Origin of the sequence: Streptomyces sp. NPDC014734 (genome assembly GCF_043083325.1) — a bacterium.
GTDB lineage: Bacteria > Actinomycetota > Actinomycetes > Streptomycetales > Streptomycetaceae > Streptomyces.
This window is the reverse complement of sequence record NZ_JBIBYN010000063.1, coordinates 1-2356: the sequence shown is the minus strand read 5'-3', so window position 1 is coordinate 2356 and position 2356 is coordinate 1. Positions and strand designations below refer to the sequence as shown.

2 protein-coding genes are annotated in these 2356 nt (G+C 66.7%); both read right to left on the bottom strand.

From position 1 onward, the window contains the following. On the bottom strand, window positions 1–1958 hold a 1958-nt coding region (locus ACF1CT_RS37335), incomplete at its 3' end, for a condensation domain-containing protein (protein WP_391788487.1). Next, the coding region (locus ACF1CT_RS37330; RefSeq protein WP_391788486.1) for a phosphopantetheine-binding protein at window positions 1958–2356 on the bottom strand (399 nt) is incomplete at its 5' end. The genes ACF1CT_RS37335 and ACF1CT_RS37330, both read right to left, overlap by 1 nt.

The following is a 2356-nucleotide window of genomic DNA, read 5'->3' as shown; positions in this document are numbered from 1 at the left end:
ACACCCAGCCGCCCGATGTGATCCCACGCCAGATTCACCACACCCGCATGACCGACAACCACACCCTTCGGCCGACCCGACGAACCCGACGTATAGATCACATACGCAGGATGCAACGGAGACAGAGCACAAACCCGCTCCTCGTCCCGGACATCCGCACCCGACTCCAGACCCACCACATCCGCAACGTCCTCAAGAACCAGACAACTCACACCATCCGGAACAACACCAGAAACAGCACCCGAAGTCAGCACCACAACAGGACGCGCATCACCCAGCATGTACGCAACACGCTCGGCCGGATACTTCGGATCCACCGGAACATACGCACCACCCGCCTTCAACACCGCCAGCATCGCCACCAACAACTCCGGCGAACGCGGCAACACCAACGCCACCAGACCCTCAGGCCCCACACCCCGGCCCACCAGAAAACGAGCCAGACGATTCGCCCGCACATTCAGCTCCGCATACGTCAAACCCACACCCTCACACACCACCGCCAACGCCCCCGGCGACCGCACCACCTGCCCCTCGAACGCCACCGGCAACGACACCCACGGAACCCCCACCCGCTCACCCTGCCAACCCGACAACAAACCCTCACACTCCCCCGAGGACAAAACCTCCAACTCCCCGACCCGACCATCAGGATCAGCCACCACCCCCGCCAACAACCGCCCAAACCGCTCCACCAACCCCACAACCGTCACCCGGTCAAACAAATCCGTCGCAAACTCAAAACCACCCTCCAAACCCGCCGGAGCACCCTCACCGTCAAACCGCTCGGTCAACCCCAGTGACAGATCGAACTTCGCCGCGCCACCGTCGTTCGACTCGACGCTCAACGCGACGCCCGGTAGCTGGAGATCGGGCCTGCTCTGGTTCTGGAACGCCAGCGCCACCTGGAAGAGCGGGTGGCGCGACATGGAGCGGGCCGGGTTGAGCGCCTCGACAAGGTGCTCGAAGGGGACGTCCTGATTACTGAAGGCGCCGAGGTCCACTTCGCGCACTCGGTCGATCAGTTGACGGAACGTCGGGTTTCCGGAGAGATCCGTCCGGAGCACGAGCGTGTTGATGAAGAAGCCGACCAGGTCGTCCAGCGCCTCGTCCGGACGCCCGGCCACCGGCGTGCCGATCGGGATGTCCGTCCCCGCGCCCATCCGCGACAACAGCGTCGCGAACGCCGCCTGCACCACCATGAACACACTCGCACCCGACTCCCGGGCCAAGGCGACGAGACCACGGTGCACGGCGGCGTCCAGCGTGAACTCGACGTTCTCGCCCCGGTATGTCGCGACGGCAGGCCGGGCACGGTCCACCGGCAGGTCCAGCTGCTCCGGCAGACCGGTCAAGACACCTTTCCAGTAGGTGATTTGCCGACACAACAGACTGTCGGGGTCGTTCTCGTCGCCGAGCAGCTCGCGCTGCCAGAGCGCGTAGTCGGCGTACTGCACCGGCAGCGGCTCCCACTTCGGGGCGCCACCACCGACCCGCGCCTCGTACGCCTCCGCCACATCCCGCGCCAGCGGCGCCATCGACCAGCCGTCACCGGCGATGTGGTGCAACACCACCACAAGGACGTGCTCGTCCTCGCTCAGCACGAACAGGCGTGCCCTCATGGGGGCGTCGACCGTGACGTCGAAGCCCTCGCTCCGAAAGGCCGACACGCCTGCGAGGCCCTCTTCGCCTCCGTCCGTCGACACGGAGTCCATCCCTGCCCAGGCCTGATCAGTGTCGAGGATGCGCTGGTACGGGGTGCCGTCGGGGCCCTCGGGGAAGACCGTGCGCAGCGACTCGTGACGCTCCATGACGTCCCGCAGCGCGGCGGCGAGGGCGTCTCGGTCCAGAGTGCCGGTCAGCCGCAGCGTGACGGGCAGGTTGTATGTGGCGGCAGCAGTGCCCTCAAGCCGGTTGAGGAACCAGAGCCGACGCTGGGAAAAGGACAGAGGAATCATCAGTTCTCCTTGGGGCGCGGCATGCGCCGCAGTGCGGGCCGCTGCGGCTTCGGCGCGGTTCCCAGCTGTTCGGTCAACATGGCCACGTTCGGTGCTTCAAAGACGGTGCGCAGCGGCAGCTCGGCGCCGAAGCGGGTGCGGATGCGGCTGATCAGGCGGGTGGCGAGCAGGGAGTGTCCGCCCAGGTCGAAGAAGCTGTCGTCGATGCCGACCTTCTCCACGCCGAGCACCTCGGCGAAGATCTCGCACAGGGCGCGTTCATGTTCTGTGCGCGGGGCTCGGAAGGCGGTGGCGGCGGCGTAGTCGGGTGCGGGCAGGGCGCGCCGGTCCAGCTTGCCGTTCGCCGTCAGGGGCAGCGCGTCCAGGACCACGACCGCCGCCGGGACCATGAACTCCGG